The sequence below is a fragment of the Pseudonocardia hierapolitana genome (assembly GCF_007994075.1).
Lineage (GTDB): Bacteria > Actinomycetota > Actinomycetes > Mycobacteriales > Pseudonocardiaceae > Pseudonocardia > Pseudonocardia hierapolitana.
Map to the genome: position 1 here is coordinate 5990723 of NZ_VIWU01000001.1, position 17316 is coordinate 6008038.

The window sequence follows — 17316 nt, forward strand, 5'->3', positions numbered from 1 at the left end:
AATGTGGCTTTCCTGAACCTCGGCGAGTCGCACTCTCACCAGCGGGTGCCGCCGGTCCAGGCCGGCCGCCAGCCGATCCAGCGGGGCATCGCGACGACCGCGGCGAAGCTGATCACCGCGGTGGCCGCCAGGTAGCCGGCCGCCCACCACGGGCTGCCGCCGCCTGCGGCGAGCAGGGCCGTCAGCACCATCGGGGTGAGGCCGGAGGCCCAGATCCCGGAGCCCTGGAACACCAGGGACATGCCGGTGTAGCGGACGTCGGTGTCGAACAGCTCGGCGAAGAGCGTGGACTCGGCACCGGTCATCAGGCCGTACCAGAGTCCGAGCTGCATCAGCAGGATCGCAACGACGAGCGGGTCCGACCCGGTCTGCACCGCGAAGAAGGACGGGATGACCGTGATCCCGAACCCGGCCACGCCGGTGCCGAACACGAGCCTGCGCCCGTAGCGGTCGGCGAGCGCCCCGGCGACGGGCGCGACCGCGGCCATCAGCAGCGCACCGGCCGTGACGGCGAGCAGCACGACGACCCGGTCCATGCCGACGGTCGCGGTCGCGTACGTGATCGCGAAGACGCCCCAGGTGTTGAACGCCGCGCCCTCGGCCCAGCGGGCGAGCATGCCGGCCGCGATGCCGCGGCGGTGCGCGCGCGTGCGGAAGACCTGGACCACCGGCACCTTCGCGGTGGCACCGCTCTCGCGCAGCCGCTGGAACTCCGGCGTCTCCATGATGCGCAGCCGCACCAGCAGCCCGACGGCCACCAGCACCACGCTCAGCACGAACGCGATCCGCCAGCCGATCGAGAGGAACGCCTCGTCGTCGAGCAGCTCGCCGAGCAGCGCGAACGCGCCGGTGCCCAGCGCGAGGCCGAGCCCGAGCCCGATCTGCGGGACGCTGCCGTAGCGGGCGCGCCTGCCGGGCGGTGCGTTCTCGACGGCGAGCAGCACCGCGCCGCCCCACTCGCCGCCGACGGCGAGGCCCTGCAGCACCCGCAGCACCACCAGGAGCACGGGCGCCGCGACGCCGATCGTGGCGTAGGAGGGCAGCAGGCCGATCAGCGCGGTGGCCGCGCCCATCAGCAGCATCGTGGCGACGAGGGTGCGCTTGCGCCCGATGCGGTCGCCGACGTGGCCGAACAGGATGCCGCCGATGGGGCGGGCCACGAACCCGACCGCGAACGTGCCGAACGCGAGCAGCGCGGCCACGACCTCGTTGCCGACGGGGAAGAACAGCTGCGGGAACACCAGGCTCGCGGCCGTGGCGTAGAGGAAGAAGTCGTACCACTCCACGGTGGTGCCGATGAGGCTCGCGGTGAGGACGGTCCGCGTTCCCGTGACGGGAGCGCGCTCCTCGATGACGGCGGTCATCGGGCCGCCGCGAACGGAACGGTCCGGGACGGGGCCGGGGCGAGGTCCGCGCCGCCGGGCGGCTGCCAGAGCCCGCGCCGTTGCAGCAGCGGCAGCACGCCCTCGCCCACCCACCACGCCTCCTCGAGGTGCGGGTGGCCGGAGAGCACGAACTCGTCGATGCCCAGCGCGTGGTACTCGGCGATCCGGTCGGCCACCTCGGTGTGGCTGCCGACGAGCGCGGTGCCTGCGCCGCCGCGCACCAGCCCGACCCCTGCCCACAGGTTCGGCGACACCTCCAGGTTCGCGGTCGACCCGCCGTGCAGGGCGCGCATCCGCCGCTGCCCCTCCGACTCGCTGCGCGCGAGCCCGGCCTGCACCTTCTCGATCGTGGCCGGGTCGATCGCCGCGAGCAGCGACTCCGCCTGGGCCCACGCCTGCTCGGTCGTGTCGCGCGTGATCACGTGCAGCCGGATGCCGAACCGGACGGTCCGGCCGTGCTTCGCGGCGAGCGCGCGCACAGCGGCGATCTTCTCCGCGACCTGGGCCGGTGGCTCACCCCAGGTGAGGTAGACGTCGATGTGCTCGGCGGCCACCGCCACGGCGGCCGGGGAGGAGCCGCCGAAGTACAGCGGCGGCACCGGGTCGGGCAGCCGGTCCAGGTGGGCGCCCTCGACCTGCACGTGCTCGCCGTGCAGGTCGAGCTTCTCCCCGCGCCACAGTCCCCGCACGACCTGCAAGAACTCGGCGGTGCGGCGGTAGCGGGCGTCCTTGTCGAGGAAGTCGCCGTACGCGCGTTGCTCCGATGGCTCGCCGCCCGTGACGACGTTGAGCAGCAGCCGGCCGCCGGAGTGCCGCTGGTACGTGGCGGCCATCTGCGCGGCGAGCGTGGGGGAGACGAACCCCGGCCGGAACGCGACGAGGAACTTGAGTCGTTCCGTCTCACCCACCAGCATCGCCGTGGTGAGCCAGGCGTCCTCGCACCACGCCCCGGTGGGCGTGAGCGCGCCCTCGAACCCCACCTGCTCGGCCGCCCGCGCGACCTGCGTGAGGTAGCCGATCGACGCCGGGCGGACGCCACCTGCGGAGCCGACGCCGACGCCGTGGCCGCCGCCGACGAGCTGGCGGCCGTCGCCGTAGGTGGGCAGGAACCAGTGGGCGGTCAGGGACACGGGAAGGTTCTCCTCGGGGGAACGGGCACAGAAATCAATTCCAGCGCAGCACGGCGCCGCCAGAAATGCAAACCCGCCGTAATCGTCCGGACAATTCGTTCCCAACGGCTGGGCGAGGCGCGCTGATGTCCCGACAATTAGGCGTGATGTCCATCGCAAAAACGTCGGGGCTTTGATTGCGCTGCGGTTGTTTCTCTACCGTTCCCGGCGGCATCTGATGGCTCGACCTGGAGGAGGACGGCATGAGCACTCCGCTCGTCCGGCGCCACCACGTCGACTTCTGCCGCACGAGCACGGCGGTCTGTCCGGCCTGACGCCCGACCTCGTCCCTCTTCCCTGCTCGTTCCCGGAGTCCCCGCATGCCCTCGCCCGTGCTGTCCCGCCGTCTCCTCCTGCGCTCCGCCCTCGGAGCGGGCGCCCTCGGTCTCGGCCTCGCCGCCTGTGGTGAGGGAACGACGACGTCGCTGCCGGCCGCCGCTCCCGCCGACCTCAGGGGCGCCACGATCCGGGCGATGGTCAACCAGCCGCACGTGCTGGCGTTCACGCAGCTGCTCGCCCCGGCGTTCGAGCGCGAGTTCGGCGGCAGGCTCGAGACCACGGCCGTGCCCTACGACCAGCTCACCAGCCAGCAGATCCTGGACGTGCAGGGCGGCGCAGGGCAGTTCGACGTGTTCGACTACTTCTACTTCGGTCTCGGCGCGCTGGTCGACGCCGGCGCGCTGGTCGACCTCACCGACCAGCTCGCGGCCACCGACACGTCGGATTTCCTGCCCACCGTCTACGACGCCTACACGCTGCTCGACGGCCGCCGCTACGGCGTGCCGTTCGACGGCGACGTGCACGTCCTCTACTACAACCGCGAGGTCTTCGAGACCTACGGCCTCACGCCGCCGAACACGTGGGACGAGTACGACGCCGCCGCGCGCACGATCACCGAGCACAGCGGCGGCTCCGTCTACGGTGCCGTGGTCGAGGGCCAGCAGGTTCCGATGATCCTCGGCTGCTCGTTCATCAACCGGCTCGCCGGCTACGGCGGCGCGCTCGTCGGGCCGGACGGTGCCCCGACGCTCACCTCCGACGTGGCGCATCGGGCGCTGCAGCACCTGGTCGACGTCGACCCCTACGCGCTGCCGACCCCGCTGCAGGTCGGTTTCGACCAGGCCAACTCGGCGTTCCTGTCGGGGCAGGCCGCGATGCTCGACACCTGGACCGACCTCGGGCTGAAGGCACAGGACCCGGCGAGTTCGAAGATCGTCGACAAGTGGGGCGTGGTGCCGCTCCCTGTCGGTGGCGGCAACACCGAGCACCGCACCGCACTGAACGCCGGCTTCGGCCTGGGCGTCTCCACCGCCGCGAAGGACCCGGCGGTGGCGGCCGCGTTCGTCACGTGGGCCACGGACCCCACGCGCAACCTGCTGCTCGCGAGCACCGCGGGTTCGGGCATCGACCCGGCTCGGCGCAGCACGCTCGGCTCCCCGGACTACGCGAAGGTGAGCGCACCGGCCACCGACGTGATCAAGGCGGGCCTGGAGGGATCCCCGCTGGTCTGGCCGAAGGACAAGCACGCGCCCCGGCTGCTGCAGGACCTCGTCGACCAGCTGGCGCTCGCCATCGCAGGTACCCAGACGCCGCAGCAGTCCCTGGCCAACGCCCAGGCGAGCTGGGAGCGGGCGCTCACATGACCCCCGCCGACGTGCTCTTTCCCGCGGAGGCGGCATCGTGACAGCTCTGGTCGAGCGCCCGCCGACCCGCGCTCCGGCGCCCCACGCGCCCGCGCAACCGGGGCGGGGACGGCACCGCGTCCCACGATGGCTCGCCGTCCCCGCCGTGGTGTCGCTGCTGATCACGGGTCTCTACCCGGCGGTGGCGGGGATCGCGCTGGCCGTCACCGACTCGTCGCTGGCCCGGCCGCTGCGCGAGCTCGTCGGGTTCGGCAACTTCGTGGCGGCGGCCGAGTCGGTGGCGTTCGGCGGCTCGCTGCTGCGTTCGGCGCTGTTCGCGGTGCTGGCCACCCTGCTCGCGGTGCTGGCGGGCGTGGCCGGTGCGCTCGCGCTGCACGCCCGGGGCGGCCGGTTCGGGCTGCTGGGTGCCGTGTTGCTGCTGCCGATGGTCACGCCGCCGGTCTCGGTCGGCGTGGCGTGGAAGCTGCTGCTCGCCCCGGTCGGCGGCGGGCTCACCGGGCTGTGGGAGGCCATCGGCATCGGCGGGTTCAACCCGCTCGGCACCGGCGCGGGGGCGTTCACGACGCTCGTGTTGATCCACGCCTGGCAGTGGGCGCCGCTGGTGCTGCTGCTGGTCCACGCCGCCCTGCTCGGGGTGCCTGCCGAGCTGTGGGAGGCCGCTGCACTCGACGGCGCGGGCTGGTGGCGCACGCTCCGGTCCGTCGTGGGGCCGGTCGTCGCCCCGACGGTGGTGGCCGCGGCCGTGCTGCAGTTGGTGATCGCGTTCAAGGTGTTCGACCTGGTCGCCGTCGTCACCGCGGGCGGGCCGGGCTTCTCGACGATCGTCGCGGGCTTCGAGGTGTTCCGCACGGCGTTCCGCGGCAGCTTCGAAGTGGGCACGGCCGCGGCCGAGACGATCGTGCTGGGCGTGCTCGTCGGCCTGGTGCTCGGCGCTGCCGGCCTGGTGACCCGCCGGATCCGGGAGGACACGTGAGGGCCGCGGTCTCCCGCGGGGTGCTCGCGCTCGCCGCTCTCCTGGCGGTCGCTCCCGTCGTGTTCCTCGGGTCGCTCTCGCTCCGCGGCGTCGACGACGTGCAGAACGGCGGCTGGCTGCCCGAGCGGGTGCGCTGGGACAACTGGCCGGCCGCGTTCCAGACGGTGCCGCTCGCGCAGATGCTCGCCAACTCGTGGGTGGTCGCGATCGGCGCCACCCTGCTCACCGCGTTGATCGCCGTGCCAACCGCCTACGTCACGGCCCGCGCCGGCCGGTCGGGCAAGCGCCTCTACTCCGCGCTGCTCGCGGCCTACTGCGCCCCGCCGGTCGTCGCGGTCCTGCCCCTGTACTTCCTGCTGAAGTCCGTCGGGCTGACGAACTCGGTGGTCGGGCTCGTCCTGGTCAACGGGCTGGCGAACGTGCCGGTGGCGGTGTGGCTGCTCGACGGGTTCGTCCGCCGCGTGCCGGCCGAGGTGGAGGAGGCGGCCTGGGTGGACGGGCTCTCGGTCGCGGCCGGGCTGCGGCGGATCGTGCTGCCGCTGATCGTGCCGGGACTGGTCGCGGCGTCGCTGGTCTGCTTCTTCCTCGCCTACAACGAGTTCCTCTTCGCGGTGTCGTTCGCCCAGTCCCCGTCGGCGCAGACGCTGACGGTGGGCCTCTCGCTCTTCCAGGGCGACCGCACCGTGCAGTTCGGGCAGCAGGCGGCGGCCTCGCTCGTCGCGATCGTGCCCGTGTACGTCCTCGCCGTCCTCGCCCAGCGCGCGCTGGTGGGCGGCCTGTCCCAGGGAGCGGTCAAGTGACGCCCAGAGAAGAACAGCGCAGAATCCATCTCAACGCGTTCGACATGACCTGCGCCGGTCACCAGTCGCCGGGGCTGTGGCGCCATCCCGACGATCAGTCCCACCGCTACCGCGACCTGCGCTACTGGACCGACCTCGCCCAGCTCCTCGAACGCGGCGGCTTCACCAGCCTGTTCATCGCGGACGTGCTCGGGATCTACGACGTCTACCGCGGCGGCCCCGAGACCGCGATCCGCGACGGCGCACAGGTGCCGGTGGGCGATCCGACGCTCGCCGTGCCGGCGATGGCCGCCGTCACCGAGCACCTCGGCTTCGGCGTGACGGTGTCGCTGACCTACGAGAAGCCGTACGCGTTCGCCCGCCGGTTCGCCACGCTCGACCACTACACGCAGGGCCGGATCGCCTGGAACGTCGTGACCTCGTACCTGGAGTCGGCCGCCCGCAACCTCGGCCTGGAGCACCAGGTGCCCCACGACGAGCGCTACGAGGTGGCCGAGGAGTTCATGGAGGTCGTCTACAAGCTCTGGGAGGGATCCTGGGAGGACGACGCCGTGCGCCTCGACAAGGCCGCCGGCGTCTACGCCGACCCGGAGAAGGTGCACCCGATCGGCCACCACGGCCGCTACTTCCACGTCCCTGGCATCGGCCTCACCGAACCGTCGCCGCAGCGCACGCCGGTGATCTTCCAGGCGGGCGCGTCGCCGCGCGGTCGCCGGTTCGCCGCAGCGCACGCCGAGGGCATCTTCACCACCGCCACCCGTCCGGAGATCCTCGGCCGGTCGATCGCCGCCACCCGCGCTCTCGCCGCCGAGCTGGGCCGGGACCCGCGCTCGATCAAGTTCTTCTCCCTGATGACGGTGATCACCGCGCCCACCGACGAGGAGGCGCAGGCCAAGTACGAGGAGTACCGCCGCCACGTCAGCCTCGAGGGCGCGCTCACCCTCTACGGCGGCTGGAGCGGGCTCGACCTGTCCACGATGGACCCGGACGAGCCGCTGCGGTACGCCGAGACCGAGGCCGTGCGCAGCGCCGTCGAGGCCTTCACCACCGTCGACCCGGACCGCGACTGGACGCCGCGCGACATCGCCGAGTGGGTCGGCATCGGCGGCATGGGCGTCGTGGTGGTCGGTAGCCCGCAGACGGTCGCGGACGAGATGGAGCGCTGGGTCGAGGTCGCCGACGTCGACGGGTTCAACCTCGCCTACGCGATCACGCCCGGCACGTTCGAAGACCTCGTCGAGCTGGTCGTGCCGGAGCTGCGCCGCCGCGGCCTGCTTCCCGAGCACTACGCGGGCCGCACCTTGCGCGAGCGGCTCCACGGGCCGGGGCAGGTGCGGCTGCGCGACGACCACCCGGGGTCCAGGTTCGCCGCGAAGGCGGTGGCGCGATGACCACGACCGCCGTTCCCGTGATCACCGACGACGCCCGGGCGCTCGCCGTGGCCCGCGACCTCGCCGCCGATCTCGCCCCCGGCGACAGCGAGCGGGACGCGCAGCGGAGGCTGCCCCGCGCCGAGGTCGCCGCGCTCGCCGCGTCCGGGCTGCTCGGCGTGACCGTGCCCCGCGCGTTCGGCGGCGCGGACGTCTCGGCCCGCACGATGGGCGAGCTCATGGCGATCCTCTCCGAGGGGGACGCGAGCGTCGGGCAGATCCCACAGAACCACTACTTCTTCGTCCAGGTGCTGCGCGAGGCCGGTAGCGCCGCCCAGCAGGAGTTCTTCTTCGCCGAGGTGCTCGCCGGGCGGCACTTCGGCAACGCGCTCTCGGAGCGGAACACCCGCACACCCGGCGAGTACGCCATCCGGTTCGAGCCCCGCGCGGGCGGCGACGTGCTGATCGACGGCACGAAGTACTACGCCACCGGCTCGCCGTTCGCGCCCTGGATCCCGATCTACGCCAACGACCCCGATGACCGCAAGGTCGCCGCCTGGGTGCCTGCCGACGCGCCCGGCGTCACCGTCGAGGACGACTGGCACGGGATGGGGCAGCGCACGACCGGCAGCGGCACCGTGCGGTTCGAGCAGGTCGTGATCCCGTCGGACTGGGTGGTGCCGGTCTGGACGATGTTCGAGGGGCCGGAGGTGTTCGGCGCGTTCGGCAACTACCTGCACGCCGGGATCGACCTCGGCATCGCGCGGGCGGCGTTGCGCGACGGGAAGGACCTGATCCGGCGCCTCGCCCGGCCCGGCGCCGAGTCCACCGCGGCCCGGCCGGCAGAGGATCCGCTGGTCGTCCACGAGTTCGGCGAGCTGGCCCTGCGCGTGCGCACCGCGGCCGCCCTGCTGCACGAGGCGGGCGACGCGATCGACGCGGCGCGGGCGAACCTCTCCGTCGAGTCCGCCGCGGAGGCGTCGCTCGCGGTCGCGGCGGCACGGGCCGAGACCGACCGGGCCGCCGTGAGCGTGGCCAGCGACGTGTTCGCCCTCATCGGCAGCCGGGCCACCGCGAACGAGCTGAACCTGCACCGGCACTGGCGCAACGCCCGCACCCACACGCTGCACGACCCGCGCCGGATGAAGATCCAGCACATCGGCAACCACGCCCTCAACGACGTCCCGCCGCCACCCAGCGGCCTGATCTGAGGGCCCGGTCATGACCCTCACCCACGAGCAGGCCGTCGAGGCGGCCCGCGGCGTCGCCGCCGTCATCGCGAAGGACGCGCTGGAGCGCGACCGGGCGAACGCCGAGCCGCTCGCCGAGGCTCAGCTGCTGCGGGACGCAGGCCTCCCCGCCCTCCTGCTGCCGACGTCCGTCGGCGGTGCGGGCCTCGGCTGGACCACCGCGCTGCGCGTGGTCCGCGAGATCGCGGTGGCCGACGGCTCGATCGCGCAGCTGCTCGGCTACCACTACGTCAACGTGGCCAACCTGTGGTGGGTCGGCGGCGTCGAGCGCTGGGGCAGGCGCTCCGCCGAGGAGCAGTGGCTGTGGGGCGACGCGGTCAACCCGACCGACCCCGACCTGGTGCTCACCCCGGACGGCGACGGCTACCGCCTGAACGGGCGCAAGAACTTCGCCACCGGGGTCTCGTCCGGGGACGCGTCGGTCGTCGCGGGAGCCGTCGAGGGCACCGGCGAGCCGCTGCTCGTCGTCGTGCCGCTCGGCACGGAGGGGCTCGCGACGGGCGGCGACTGGGACAACCTCGGCCAGCGCCTCTCGGCCAGCGGAAGCGTCACGTTCACCGACGTCGTGATCACCCCGGAGCAGGTGCTCGGCGGGATCGGCCCCGACGCGGCGACCCCGCGGTCCTCGCTCGTCACCCCCGCGATCCAGGCCGTGTTCGGGGCGTTCTACCTCGGCGTCGCGCAGGGTGCGCTCGCCACGGCACGCGACTACACCCGCAGCACCTCGCGGCCGTGGCTGCTCTCGGACAGCCCGAGCGCCACCGCCGACCCGTACGTGCTCGCCACCTACGGCCGGCTCGTCGCGGCGACGCGGGCGGTAGAGGCACTCGCCGACGCCGTGGCCGACCACCTCGACCGCGCCGACGTCGCGGGCGGCGCCCTCACCTGGGACGCCCGCGGCGAGCTCGCCGAGCACGTGGCCGCCCTCAAGGTGGTGGCCACCGACGTCGCGCTCGACGTCACCAGCACGATCTTCGAGGTGACCGGGGCCCGCGCGACCAGCAACGCCGTGGGGCTCGACCGGTTCTGGCGCAACGTCCGCACCCACACCTTGCACGACCCGGTTGCCTACAAGCGCCGCGAGGTGGGCGATCATTACCTCAACGGCACCTACCCGCCGTTCACGCTCTACACATGATCCTCTCGGGGGGCGGATGGCCGGCAGGCGGCAGGGAGCGCGTCGTGACACGCGTACGGCCTACCTGCTGCTCGGCCCCAGCCTGTTCGGGATCAGCGCGTTCCTGGTTCTGCCGATCCTCGTGGTGGCATGGCTCGCGCTGCAACGCTGGGACCTGATCGGCCCGCGCACGTTCGTCGGGCTCGACAACGTCGTGGCGGTGGCCGCGGACGGGCGGTTCGCGCGCTCCCTGCTGATCACGGCGGTGTTCGTGGCGATCGTGATCCCGGCGCAGACGGTGCTCGGCCTGGTCGCGGCGCTGCTGCTGAACCGCGGGCTGCGCGGCTCGGCCGCGTTCCGGGTGCTGTACGTGCTGCCGTGGATCTGCGCGCCGCTCGTGCTCGGCGTCGTGTGGCGCTGGGTCCTCGCCCCCACCGACGGCGCGCTCAACGCGCTGATCGGCCGCCGCGTCGAGTGGCTCGCCGATCCGGTGCTCGCGCTCCCGTCGGTGGCGGCGGTGACGGTGTGGACGCACGTCGGCTACGTCGCGCTGTTCTTCTCCGCCGGGCTGCGCGCGATCCCGGACACCGTGCACGAGGCCGCGATGCTCGACGGCGCGGGCGCCGGGCAGCGTTTCTGGCGGATCACGCTGCCGCTGCTGCGGCCCACGACGTTCTTCGTACTGGTCACCCAGATCATCGCGACCTTCCAGGTGTTCGACTCGGTCTACGCGCTCACGCCCGACGGCGGTCCGCAGGGTGTCACCGACGTCGTCGCCGGGCGGATCTACTACGAGGCGTTCGAGCAGCGCGCCGTCGGGCAGGCAGCGGTGATGGCGCTGGTGCTGTTCGTGCTGCTCGTCGTGGTCACCCTCGTCCAGCAGCGGTGGTTCTCCCGCCGCACGACCTACGACCTGTCGACATGAGAACCGCCGGAACGTACCTGCTCCTGGTGCTGGGGGCGGTCGTGACGCTCGCCCCGTTCCTGCTGAGCGTGCAGACGGCCCTGAAGTCGCCGCAGCAGTTCGCGTCGGAGCCCGTGCTCACCCCGCCCGCCCCGCCGACGCTGGAGAACTTCGCCGAGCTGTTCGGCGACCGCTACGACTTCGTGTCGCCGACGGTGGTCACCGCGCAGGTCGTGGCCGTGATCCTGCTCGGCCAGTTGGTGTTCTCGGTGTTCGCCGCGTACGCGTTCGCGCGGTTGCGCTTCCCCGGCCGCGACGCGCTGTTCTGGCTGTACGTCGCCACGCTGATGGTGCCGCAGATCGTCACGATCATCCCGCTGTACGCCGTGTTCGCCGACCTCGGCATCCGCAACACGTTCTGGGCGCTCGTGCTGCCGTACGTCTTCGGGCACCCGTACGGGATCTTCCTGCTGCGCGAGTACTTCAAGGGCATCCCCGGCGACCTGCTCGACGCCGCGAAGCTCGACGGCGCAGGCACCCCGCGGATCCTGTGGCACGTCGTGGTGCCGGTGAGCAGGCCGATCCTCGCGACGCTCGCGATCATCACGGTGGTCACCCACTGGAACAACTTCCTGTGGCCACTGGTGATCACCAGTGGCCGGCAGTGGCAGGTGCTGACGGTGGCGACCTCGGCGCTGCAGTCGCAGTACAACTCCAACTGGACGATCGTCATGGCCGCCACGACGATCGCCATCCTGCCGCTCACGATCCTGTTCCTGGCGTTCCAGCGCCACGTCGTCCGCTCGATCACGATCACCGGGTTCCGGTAGGGGGTCCTGAAATGAGACTGCGCCCATTGGTGGCGGCTGCTGTCGCCGCACTCGCGCTGGCGGCCTGTTCGCCGGCCGGCCCGGACGACGCGCCGTCGGGAGAGGGCGCCACAACGGTCACCGTGCGCCTGTGGGACGAGCAGGTGGCCGCCGCGTACGAGCAGTCGTTCGACGAGTTCACGCGGCAGAACCCGGACATCCAGGTGCAGGTGAACGTGGTGCCGTGGAAGGACTACTTCGTCCGCCTGCCCCTCGACGTCGCGGGCGGCACGGTCGACGACGTCTACTGGCTCAACAGCTCCAACTTCGGGGCGCTCGCCGACGGCGGGAAGCTGATCGACGTCGGCCGGGAGCTCGCCGACGAGCAGGCGAGCTGGGTGCCGGCCGCGGTGGAGCAGTACTCGCGCAGCGGCACGCTGTGGGGGGTCCCCGCGCTCACCGACGGGCGCATCGCCGTCTACTACAACAAGGCGATGGTCGAGGCCGCGGGCGTCGACCCGGACAACCTGACCTGGCACCCGGCCGACCCGGCCGCCGACACGTTCCTGCCCGCCGCCCGCAAGCTCACCCGCGACAGCGCGGGCCGCACCGCCGACCAGCCCGGCTTCGACCCGGGTGCGATCACGCAGTACGGCTTCAACGCCGCCCGCGACCTCCAGGCGATCTACTACGACTTCGTCGGGTCCAACGGCGGGCGCATCCAGGCGGAGGACGGGTCACTGGCATTCACCGACCCGAAGACCGTCGAGGCGTTCTCCTACCTGGTGAAGCTGGTCAACACCGACCACGTGGCACCGTCGGCCGCCGACACCAACGACAACCCCGACTTCAGCCGCGACCAGTTCCTGCAGGGCAAGATGGCCCTCTTCCAGTCCGGCACCTACAACCTGAAGAACGTCGGCGACGGCGCGACGTTCGAGTGGGGGGTCGCGCCGCTCGTCGCCGGGCCGCAGGGCCGGGTCAGCGTCGTCAGCAGCGTGATCGCCGCCGGCAACGCCGACAGCCCGCGCCGCGACGCGATCCTGAAGGTGCTGCGGTGGATCGGCTCGGAGGAGGGCGCCTCCTACGTGGGCGAGGAGGGCGCGGCGCTGCCCGCCGTCACCGCGGCGCAGCAGGCCTACTTCGACTACTGGGAGGGCCAGGGCGTCGACACCACGTTCTTCGGCGACGCGGGTGGCAGGGCGACGATCCCGGCCCCGTTCGGGCCGAAGTTCGAGGCGGCCAGCACGGCGTTCAACCCGATCCTGAACGAGGTGTTCGCCGGTCGCACCCCGGTGGCGGAGGGCATGCAGCAGGCGCAGGACGCGGGAAACGCGGCTCTCCGCTGAGACCCGGCGAGGTTCAGGAAAGCCACATTCAGGGCCTTGTGGTTCCTGAATGTGGCTTTCCTGAACTCCGGGGAGCAGTCAGACGCCCATCCGGGTCGCCGCGTGGGTATCAGACGTCGTACTCGTCCGGAAGGCGCATCGCCGGGCCGCCGACCTGCAGGCCGAGCGACACGGCGCGTCCCTTCGGTTCCTCCCACACCTCCTGGCGGCCGAGGGCGGTGAGGTCGAGGTAGGGGATGCCGTAGTGGAACTGCTCGATGCCGCGGCCGTAGGTGGAGTAGGTGTGGAAGACCTCCTCGCCGACCCGCAGGAAGGTGCTGACGCCCGGCATCTCGGTGCCGCGCATGTCCGTCGTCCACGGCCCGTCGGTCCACGGCACGCCCGCTTCGGCGAGCTCGGCCTCGGTGCGGAAATGCAGCAGCACCGGCGCCACCCGGTCGTCGAGGGTGGCGTGGAAGTCGTAGTTGAAGTCGCTGCCGTAGGAGGAGTACCAGGGGAACGTCCAGCCCATCCGTTCCCGGTACGCGGCCAGCTTCGCGTAGGGGGCCCGCGACACGGCCACGAGCGTGGTGTTGCGCACGTGCAGCTGCCGCAGGTGCGCGGGGATCTGGTCGGCGGCCGAGGAGCAGCTCGGGCAGGCGCTCTCCCAGTCCGGGGCGAACATGAAGTGGTGCATCACCAGCTGCGGCCGGCCCTCGAACAGGTCGAGCAGGCTCGCCGGACCGTCCGGGCCCTCGAACGTGTACGGCTGGTCGATGCGGACCATCGGCAACCGGCGGCGATCGACGTTCAGGCGGTCCCGAGCCCTGGTGAGCTCCTTCTCCTTGGCCAGCATTTCCTTGCGGGCGGCGAGCCACTCCTCGCGTGACACCACCTCGGGCAGGTTCCCGATCGTCATCTCGGATCTCGCTCCCTGAATAGCAATCGCTCAGTTGCTACTCAGGCTATGGCAATCCACTGGTTGCGTCAAGCGGCGGCGCTCAGGGGCGGCCGGCGAGTGCGCGTCCGATCACGCGGGCGCCCTCGGGGAAGCGCTCGGGCGCGGGCCCGGTGTAGTTGAGCCGGATGTAGGTGCCGGCGGGCTCGGCGGGGAACCACTCGGAGCCGGGCCCGATCAGCACGCCGTCTGCCGCGCAGTCGCGCGTGAGCCGGTCGAGGTCGGTGCCGTCGGGCAGGCGCGCCCACAGGTGCAGGCCGCCGCGGGGCACGTGGTCGAGCTGCGCGTCCGGCACGTGCTCGGCGAGGCTGTCGATCAGCAGGTCGCGCCGGGTGCGCAGCTGCGGGCCGAGGGTGCGCAGGTGGGTGTGCCAGCCGCGCTGGGTGACGACGTCGAGCGCCGCGGCCTGGAGCAGGTCGCTGACGTACATCGACTCGGCACCTCGGTCTGCGAGGATGCGGTCGCGGGCCGGTCCGCGGGCGATGACGGCGGCGACGCGCACCGACGGCGACACGCTCTTGGTCAGGGAGCGGAGGTAGACGACGTGGCCTGCGTCGTCGTGGGCGGCGAGCGGCCGCGCGGTGGTGTCGATGCCGAAGTCGTGGGCCCAGTCGTCCTCCACGAGGAACGCGCCGTGGGCGCGGACGGCGTCGAGCACCTGCCCGGCGCGTTCACGTGACCACTGCGCACCGGTGGGGTTGGCGTAGTTGGGCTGGGCGTAGAGCAGGCGTGCCCCGGTCTCCTCGAACGCGCGCGCGAGGTCGGCCGGGTCGGGGCCGTCCGGGCCGCTGGGCACGGGCACGGTGCGCACGCCCGCCTGTGCCGCGGCGAGGATGGCGCCCCAGTAGGTCGGTGACTCCATCAGCACCGGCCGGCCGGAGCCGACGAGGGCCCGGAAGATCGAGCTCAGCCCGCTCTGGCTGCCGGGCACGATCGCGACGTCCCGCGCTGTGGGCGGGGTGACGCCGACCGGCGTGGCCTCGGCGAGCTCGGTGGCGAACCAGGCGCGCAGCTCCGGCAGGCCCTCGGCGTCCGAGCGCGTCATCGCGGAGGTGCCGCGGGCTGCCCGGGCGAGCGCGGTGCGTACCAGGCGTTCCGGGAGGAGCGTGCGGTCGGGGTAGCCGGAGTGGAGGCCGATCAGCTCGGGGGAGCTGCTGTGCAGGGCCGTCGACAGCGTGGGGATCCGGGCCCGGGGGGCGCCGAGCGCCGCGGTCTGCCAGCCGTAGTCGAGCGCACGGGCGGTCCGCACGGCGCGGACGAACGTGCCCACGCCCGGGCGGCTCTCGACCAGCCCCAGCGCGCCGAGCGTGCGCATCGCCTTCTGGACCGTCACCGGGCTTGCTCCGTACCGGGCCATCAGCGCCCGGTTGGACGGCACCCGCGCGCCCGGGGGCGCCTGCGCGATCCAGCTGCGCAGCCCGGACACGATCCGCGTACTGCTATCGTCGGACATGTCAGTAGACAGTAGCGTTACTCCGCCGCGCGCGGCTGCGTTATCCACCGGGCTCTGGTGGGGCCTGCTCGGCGTGGCGTCGTTCTCGTTCACGGTGCCCTTCACCCGCGTCGCGGTCGGCGGGCTGTCGCCGCTCCTCATCGGCGCGGGGCGCGCGGTCGTCGCGGCGCTGCTGGCCACCGCCGCGCTCGTGCTGACCCGGCAGCGCCTGCCGGTGGGGGGCCAGTGGGTGCGGCTGGCCGTCGTGGCAGGTGGTGTCGTCGCCGGCTTTCCCCTGTTCACCTCGTACGCGCTGACGACGGTGCCCGCGAGCCACGGCGCGGTGGTGATCGCGCTGCTCCCGGCGGCGACCGCGGTGGCGGCCGTCCTGCGCGGCCGCGAGCGGCTGCCCCGGTCGTTCTGGGTCACGGCGGTGGTCGGCGCCCTCGCGGCGGTGGCGTTCGCGTCGCTGCAGAGCGGCGGGTTGGGGCAGCTCCACACCGCGGACCTGCTGCTGTTCGGCGCCGTCGTCGCGGCCGCGATCGGCTACGCGGAGGGCGGGCTGCTCGCCCGCGAGCTCGGGTCGTGGCAGACGGTGTCCTGGGCGCTGGTGCTGTCCGCCCCGTTGATGGTGCCCCTTGCGGCCGTGTCGGTGCTCCAGCAGCCGCCGTCCGCGACCCCGGCCGAGTGGGCGGCGTTCGCCTACCTGGGGGTGGTGAGCATGTTCCTCGGCTTCTTCGCCTGGTACCGCGGTCTGGCCATCGGGCCGATGGCGCAGGTGAGCCAGGTGCAGCTGGTGCAGCCCGTGCTCACGATCGGCTGGGCGGCCCTGCTGCTGGGTGAGGAGCTGACATGGCCGACCGTGCTCGGCGGCGTCGCCGTGATCCTCTGTGCAGCCGTCGCCGTGCGCATCCGCCTCGACCGCGCCTCCGCACGGCCGCGATAGGAGCACCGTCCCGTCGGCCTCGGCGGTGCCGGACCCGCGATCAGCCGATCACGGATTCAGCCGCGGACGACAGGCCGTGGCGCCGGCAGCTCGGAGAACAGCGCGAGCTCCTCGGCGCACCGGCGCATCGTCTCGTCCGCGTCGACCACCACCGGCCGGCCGTCGATCTCGGTGACCGCGCCGGGCGGCATCGGGCGCGCCGGTCCGTCGCGGCGGACGGCCTCCAGCAGGTGCATGAACGGCGCGCACGAGGCGAGCGGGGCGAGCAGCGGCACGGTCGGGTCGGCCAGGTGGGCCACCAGGTTGTCCAGCAGCACGGTGCGGCCGGGCGGCCCGGTGACCGGGGTGCCGTCGGCGGTGCGGCCGGTGAGCGTGTCGGTGGTGTACTCCAGCTCCAGCCGGCCCTGCTCGCCGTGCACCACGATCAGCGGGGGCCGCTGCTCGGCGGCGCACAGCGTGACGGCCACGACGATCGGCGTCCCGGCGACGGTGAGCCGGGCCGCCGCGGTGTCGTCGCTCTCGGGGGATGCGACGCGGTAGCGCTCCAGCTCCACGGTGATGTCGGCGTCGTCGGGTACCCCGGCCACGCGCAGGGCGGAGGCGGTGGCGTGGGCGAACGGGTTGGTGAGCGCGCCGTCGGTGACCGGCAGGCCGTCCAGCTCCATCCGGCCGGCCCAGGCCGCGCGGGTGAAGTAGGAGCGCTCCCGCACCCACGCGCCGTGCACCCCAACCCCGCGCACCCGCCCGACCGCGCCGTCGGCGACGAGCCGGGCCGCGTGCGCGAGGGTGTGCGAGCCGAGCGACTGGAACCCGACCTGGCACACCCGCCCGGCTGCGGTGACCTCGGCCGAGAGGTCTCGGAACTGCTCCATCGACGCCGTGGGCGGCTTCTCGAGGAACAGGTGCGACCCCACGCCGAGCGCGAGCCGGGCCAGCGGGAGGTGGGTGTGGATCGGGGTGGAGACGATCGTGACGTCCGGGCGGACCTGCTCCAGCAGCGTGGCCGCGTCGGCGAGCACCGGCACGTCCGCGCCGCCGGGCAGTGCCCGCACCCGTTCGAGGGCATCGGGCGCGGGCGGCCGCGGGTCGGCGAGCCCCGCCACCCGCACGGCGCCGGTGGCGGCGAGGCGCAGCAGGCCGTCGAGGTGCACCCGCCCGAAGCCGTGCAGTCCGAGCAGCGCGACGCGTGGGGTCCCGTCCACGTCTCGATCCTCCTTGGGAAAGCGGTTGCC

Annotated in this window: 15 protein-coding genes; 10 read left to right on the plus strand and 5 right to left on the minus strand. The window is 72.9% G+C overall.

Translation table 11 applies throughout. The annotated features are described in order from the left end of the window. Window positions 1-35: 35 nt before the first annotated feature. A complete protein-coding gene (locus FHX44_RS28570) occupies window positions 36-1364 on the minus strand; it encodes an MFS transporter (protein ID WP_147258621.1) in 1329 nt (442 codons plus the stop codon). Beyond that, window positions 1361-2515 (minus strand): LLM class flavin-dependent oxidoreductase, encoded by a 1155-nt coding sequence (locus tag FHX44_RS28575; protein WP_147258622.1) that lies wholly within the window; start codon window positions 2513-2515, stop codon window positions 1361-1363. The genes FHX44_RS28570 and FHX44_RS28575 overlap by 4 nt, the downstream gene beginning before the upstream one ends. Before the next feature lie 359 nt (window positions 2516-2874). Here FHX44_RS28575 and FHX44_RS28580 point away from each other — a divergent pair, with 359 nt between their 5' ends. The 9 genes from FHX44_RS28580 to FHX44_RS28620 are packed head-to-tail and all read left to right on the plus strand — an operon-like array spanning window position 2875 to window position 12769. Next, complete coding sequence (locus FHX44_RS28580) at window positions 2875-4197, plus strand: ABC transporter substrate-binding protein (RefSeq protein ID WP_147258623.1); 1323 nt, start codon at window positions 2875-2877, stop codon at window positions 4195-4197. Window positions 4198-4234: 37 nt separating this feature from the next. Continuing rightward, the gene (locus tag FHX44_RS28585; RefSeq protein WP_212612687.1) at window positions 4235-5170 is read left to right on the plus strand and encodes a carbohydrate ABC transporter permease; all 936 of its coding nucleotides are present in this window, start codon (window positions 4235-4237) and stop codon (window positions 5168-5170) included. Then, window positions 5167-5970 (plus strand): carbohydrate ABC transporter permease, encoded by an 804-nt coding sequence (locus tag FHX44_RS28590; protein WP_147258624.1) that lies wholly within the window; start codon window positions 5167-5169, stop codon window positions 5968-5970. The genes FHX44_RS28585 and FHX44_RS28590 overlap by 4 nt, the downstream gene beginning before the upstream one ends. Next, window positions 5967-7361: an LLM class flavin-dependent oxidoreductase gene (locus FHX44_RS28595; protein ID WP_281287918.1), complete on the plus strand. Its 1395-nt coding sequence runs from the start codon at window positions 5967-5969 to the stop codon at window positions 7359-7361. Before FHX44_RS28590 ends, FHX44_RS28595 begins: the two co-directional genes overlap by 4 nt. After that, window positions 7358-8551, plus strand: coding sequence for an SfnB family sulfur acquisition oxidoreductase (locus tag FHX44_RS28600; RefSeq protein ID WP_147258625.1), 1194 nt, complete (start codon window positions 7358-7360; stop codon window positions 8549-8551). The genes FHX44_RS28595 and FHX44_RS28600 overlap by 4 nt, the downstream gene beginning before the upstream one ends. Window positions 8552-8561: 10 nt before the next feature. Continuing rightward, window positions 8562-9728 carry an acyl-CoA dehydrogenase family protein gene (locus FHX44_RS28605; RefSeq protein ID WP_147258626.1) on the plus strand — a complete coding sequence of 389 codons (1167 nt, stop codon included), beginning with the start codon at window positions 8562-8564 and terminating at the stop codon, window positions 9726-9728. Between the two features lie 16 nt (window positions 9729-9744). Beyond that, window positions 9745-10632 carry a carbohydrate ABC transporter permease gene (locus FHX44_RS28610; protein ID WP_147258627.1) on the plus strand — a complete coding sequence of 296 codons (888 nt, stop codon included), beginning with the start codon at window positions 9745-9747 and terminating at the stop codon, window positions 10630-10632. Then, a complete protein-coding gene (locus FHX44_RS28615) occupies window positions 10629-11441 on the plus strand; it encodes a carbohydrate ABC transporter permease (RefSeq protein ID WP_147258628.1) in 813 nt (270 codons plus the stop codon). Before FHX44_RS28610 ends, FHX44_RS28615 begins: the two co-directional genes overlap by 4 nt. Before the next feature lie 11 nt (window positions 11442-11452). Continuing rightward, the gene (locus FHX44_RS28620) at window positions 11453-12769 is read left to right on the plus strand and encodes an ABC transporter substrate-binding protein (RefSeq protein ID WP_147258629.1); all 1317 of its coding nucleotides are present in this window, start codon (window positions 11453-11455) and stop codon (window positions 12767-12769) included. Window positions 12770-12878: 109 nt separating this feature from the next. Here FHX44_RS28620 and FHX44_RS28625 read toward each other — a convergent pair whose 3' ends face one another. After that, window positions 12879-13667: a DUF899 domain-containing protein gene (locus FHX44_RS28625; protein WP_147258630.1), complete on the minus strand. Its 789-nt coding sequence runs from the start codon at window positions 13665-13667 to the stop codon at window positions 12879-12881. Window positions 13668-13749: 82 nt separating this feature from the next. Then, the gene (locus tag FHX44_RS28630; RefSeq protein WP_147258631.1) at window positions 13750-15159 is read right to left on the minus strand and encodes an aminotransferase-like domain-containing protein; all 1410 of its coding nucleotides are present in this window, start codon (window positions 15157-15159) and stop codon (window positions 13750-13752) included. On the opposite strand from FHX44_RS28630, the gene FHX44_RS28635 reads away from it, so the two are divergent. Then, window positions 15158-16084, plus strand: coding sequence for a DMT family transporter (locus FHX44_RS28635; RefSeq protein ID WP_147258632.1), 927 nt, complete (start codon window positions 15158-15160; stop codon window positions 16082-16084). The genes FHX44_RS28630 and FHX44_RS28635 overlap by 2 nt on opposite strands. 56 nt (window positions 16085-16140) lie before the next feature. On the opposite strand, the gene FHX44_RS28640 is transcribed toward FHX44_RS28635, so the two are convergent. Next, on the minus strand, window positions 16141-17286 hold the full coding sequence (locus FHX44_RS28640) for a Gfo/Idh/MocA family protein (protein ID WP_147258633.1): 1146 nt from the start codon (window positions 17284-17286) through the stop codon (window positions 16141-16143). Between the last annotated feature and the right edge of the window lie 30 nt (window positions 17287-17316).